The sequence below is a fragment of the Streptococcus sp. 27098_8_103 genome, assembly GCF_041432345.1.
Classification (GTDB): Bacteria; Bacillota; Bacilli; order Lactobacillales; family Streptococcaceae; genus Streptococcus; species Streptococcus mitis_BV.
Genome location: NZ_JAPVZK010000054.1, coordinates 1 through 3,938, shown reverse-complemented (window position 1 = coordinate 3,938; position 3,938 = coordinate 1). Strand labels below are relative to the sequence as shown.

General features: G+C 38.5%; 3 protein-coding genes. 2 read left to right on the top strand and 1 reads right to left on the bottom strand.

Annotation, left to right across the window (positions count from 1 at the left end; all coding sequences use genetic code 11):
- Positions 1-10: 10 nt before the first annotated feature.
- Positions 11-1,252, bottom strand: a complete 1,242-nt coding sequence (gene pbp3 / locus O3599_RS09775; protein WP_023947791.1) for a D-alanyl-D-alanine carboxypeptidase PBP3 — start codon at positions 1,250-1,252, stop codon at positions 11-13.
- Positions 1,253-1,354: 102 nt separating this feature from the next.
- On the opposite strand from pbp3, the gene O3599_RS09770 reads away from it, so the two are divergent.
- Both O3599_RS09770 and tuf read left to right on the top strand, forming a co-directional pair.
- Positions 1,355-2,464, top strand: a complete 1,110-nt coding sequence (locus O3599_RS09770; RefSeq protein WP_023947789.1) for an AI-2E family transporter — start codon at positions 1,355-1,357, stop codon at positions 2,462-2,464.
- A gap of 206 nt (positions 2,465-2,670) precedes the next feature.
- Positions 2,671-3,867: an elongation factor Tu gene (tuf, locus tag O3599_RS09765; RefSeq protein WP_001040726.1), complete on the top strand. Its 1,197-nt coding sequence runs from the start codon at positions 2,671-2,673 to the stop codon at positions 3,865-3,867.
- Positions 3,868-3,938 lie beyond the last annotated feature (71 nt).

Sequence of the window (3,938 nt, the reverse complement as noted above, 5' to 3'; positions counted from 1 at the left end):
TCGCGATTTTTTATAATTTTTCGTTGATGAAGCGGATAAACTGATTCCACCAAACTTTTAAGAAGAAGGCTTTTTCAACTTTCTTTTCTGCTACCATTTCAAAACTAGGACGTTCTGTGGTGATGTAACCTTGACCAATCAAGTCCTTGTCTTCATAAGTCAAATGTCCAACCACAGTTCCGGCTTCAAGTGGTGCTGGTATTGCCTTAGAATCAGGTGTGAATTGAATAGTTTGGGACGATTGTCCCCCAACACGTTCAATAAGAGTGATATCATCTTTGGCAACGGCAGTGACCGCATCTTCTTTTCCATCTTGTACAGGAGCTTTACTATCTTGGTAGGCATCGCCTTTTTGAACGATTTTACGAAGCGTGAATGTAGAAGAGATATAATCCATTAGTGACGATGTAGCTGTGAAGCGAGCGTAAGGATTATTGTCTTGATGGTCTGCGTTCAAAACAACTGTGATAACCCTCATCCCTTTTTCGACTGTAGTACCAACAAAAGACTCTCCAGCCTTATCTGTTGTTCCTGTCTTAAGGCCATCAAAACCACCGCGATAAGCAGGCATACCTTCTAACATGTAGTTGGTAGAAGTGATTGTCATTCCAGCAAAAGTAGAAGAAGGTTTTTTCGTGATTTCCAAGACTTGTGGGTATTTTTTGATGAGATTGCGAGCAACGATAGCGACATCATAAGCACTGAGCTTGTTTTCATCATCTTTTTTAGATCCTGGGTAAATGTTATCCCCTAAAGTCTCATTGTTAAGACCCGTCGTATTGACAACAGTGGCATCCTGAATGCCCCATTCCAAGAGCTTTGCCCTCATCATATCGACGAAATCTTTTTCTGAGCCAGCAATTTTTTCAGCTAACGCAATAGCTGCACTGTTAGCACTGGATACTAGGGTTGCTTCCAGTAGTTGTTCGACGGTATAATTACGAGCCTCCATAGGAACGTTACTCGCTTCAGAATTTGTCGTTAATTTGTATGGATAATCAGAGATATCTACCGGAGTTGATAGTGTAATACTACCGTTTTCCAAGGCTTCATAGACAAGATAAACAGTAATCAATTTTGTGATCGAAGCAATTTCAACTGGCTGGGTTGCATCTTTCTCATAGAGAATTTTACCGGTATTTGCCTCAACAGCAATTGCATGTTTAGCAGCAATATTAAAATCTTGAGCATCAACAGTAGATGCTGCCCCAATAACGGAAAGGCTTAGGAGAGTTAAAATTATTTTTTTCATAGTAAGTTTATTCTATCATAAAGAAAAAAATATTCCCAGTTTCATGATATAAGAAAGAAGCTTTTTTGAAAGTGTGGTAAAATAGATGAATGGAGGTACTTCATGTTTCGTAAGAATAAATTATTTTTTTGGACCAGTGAGATTTTACTATTAACCATCATCTTTTATTTATGGAGACAGATGGGTGGGATTATAACGCCTTTTGTAAGTGTCGCAAACACTATAATGATTCCCTTTCTTTTAGGTGGTTTTTTATATTATTTGACCAATCCTATTGTAAATTTTTTACAAAAGTATTTCAAAATTAACCGTATCATTGGTATTCTACTAACCTTGTGCGCCTTGGTTTGTGGGCTAGTTATTGGGGTCGTCTATCTCTTACCGATTTTGATTAATCAGCTGACAAGTTTGATTGCTACAAGTCAGACAATCTACAGTCGTCTGCAAGATTTGATTATCGATTTATCCACTTATCCAGCCTTTCAAAATTTAGATATTCAAGCGACTATTCAACAGTTAAATCTCTCTTATGTAGATATTCTACAGAATATCCTAAATAGTGTAACGAATAGTGTTGGAAGTGTCTTATCTGCGCTCTTTAGTACTGTTTTGATTATTATCATGACACCTGTATTTTTAATTTATTTTTTGTTAGATGGCCACAAATTCTTGCCGATGCTTGAGCGTACTGTTTTAAAGCGAGATAAGTTGCATATTACAGGTCTTTTAAAAAATTTGAATACTACAATTGCTCGATATATTAGTGGAGTTGCTATTGATGCGATTATTATTGGTTGTTTGGCCTTTATCGGATATAGCGTGATTGGTTTGAAATACGCTTTGGTCTTTGCCATCTTTTCAGGATTGGCCAATCTCATTCCTTATGTTGGACCAAGTATTGGTTTGATTCCGATGATTATCGCCAATGTCTTTACTGATCCTCATAGAATGCTGATTGCAGTTGTTTATATGTTGATTATTCAACAAGTAGATGGGAACATCCTTTACCCTCGAATCGTTGGTGGAGTGATGAAGGTTCATCCAATTACGATTTTAGTATTACTTTTGTTATCAAGTAATATCTATGGTGTCATTGGCATGATTGTCGCAGTACCAACCTATTCTATCTTAAAAGAAATTTCTAAGTTTTTATCACGTTTGTATGAAAATCATAAAATAATGAAAGAACGAGAAAGAGAATTAGCTAAGTAAAAATCAGGAAATTCCTGATTTTTCTTTTTCATTAAAGAAGTGATGGGAGTAGAAATACCGTTTAGATTAGTAGATTAAGAATAATTCACAAAAACTTTGTAAAACACTTGCAATTTAGCTGAAATTTGATAAAATAGTAAGGAAAGTTAGACTGTATTGCCTACTGTCTATCTATAAAATATATTTTATTGGAGGCTTTTACTCAAATGGCAAAAGAAAAATACGATCGTAGTAAACCACACGTTAACATTGGTACTATCGGACACGTTGACCACGGTAAAACTACCCTAACTGCAGCTATCACAACTGTTTTGGCACGTCGCTTGCCTTCATCAGTTAACCAACCTAAAGACTATGCGTCTATCGATGCTGCTCCAGAAGAACGCGAACGCGGTATCACAATCAACACTGCGCACGTTGAGTACGAAACTGAAAAACGTCACTACGCTCACATCGACGCTCCAGGACACGCGGACTACGTTAAAAACATGATCACTGGTGCCGCTCAAATGGACGGAGCTATCCTTGTAGTAGCTTCAACTGACGGACCAATGCCACAAACTCGTGAGCACATCCTTCTTTCACGTCAGGTTGGTGTTAAACACCTTATCGTCTTCATGAACAAAGTTGACTTGGTTGACGACGAAGAATTGCTTGAATTGGTTGAAATGGAAATCCGTGACCTATTGTCAGAATACGACTTCCCAGGTGACGATCTTCCAGTTATCCAAGGTTCAGCTCTTAAAGCCCTTGAAGGTGACACTAAATACGAAGACATCGTTATGGAATTGATGAACACAGTTGATGAGTACATCCCAGAACCAGAACGTGACACTGACAAACCATTGCTTCTTCCAGTCGAAGACGTATTCTCAATCACTGGACGTGGTACAGTTGCTTCAGGACGTATCGACCGTGGTATCGTTAAAGTCAACGACGAAATCGAAATCGTTGGTATCAAAGAAGAAACTCAAAAAGCAGTCGTTACTGGTGTTGAAATGTTCCGTAAACAACTTGATGAAGGTCTTGCCGGAGATAACGTAGGTGTCCTTCTTCGTGGTGTTCAACGTGATGAAATCGAACGTGGACAAGTTATCGCTAAACCAGGTTCAATCAACCCACACACTAAATTCAAAGGTGAAGTCTACATCCTTACTAAAGAAGAAGGTGGACGTCACACTCCATTCTTCAACAACTACCGTCCACAATTCTACTTCCGTACTACTGACGTTACAGGTTCAATCGAACTTCCAGCAGGTACTGAAATGGTAATGCCTGGTGATAACGTGACAATCGACGTTGAGTTGATCCACCCAATCGCCGTAGAACAAGGTACTACATTCTCTATCCGTGAGGGTGGACGTACTGTTGGTTCAGGTATGGTTACAGAAATCGAAGCTTAATTCGATTTAGTTCCCAGAAGAACAATTATTTAAGTCAGACACTAAAAGAATCTTGCTTTGCAAGGTTCTTT

What these genes read in the sequence shown, in the direction of transcription:
- tuf (WP_001040726.1), top strand. Translation starts at nt 2,671, where the DNA reads ATGGCAAAAGAAAAATACGATCGTAGTAAACCACACGTTAACATTGGT.
- O3599_RS09770 (WP_023947789.1), top strand. Translation starts at nt 1,355, where the DNA reads ATGTTTCGTAAGAATAAATTATTTTTTTGGACCAGTGAGATTTTACTA.
- pbp3 (WP_023947791.1), bottom strand. Translation starts at nt 1,252, where the DNA reads ATGAAAAAAATAATTTTAACTCTCCTAAGCCTTTCCGTTATTGGGGCA.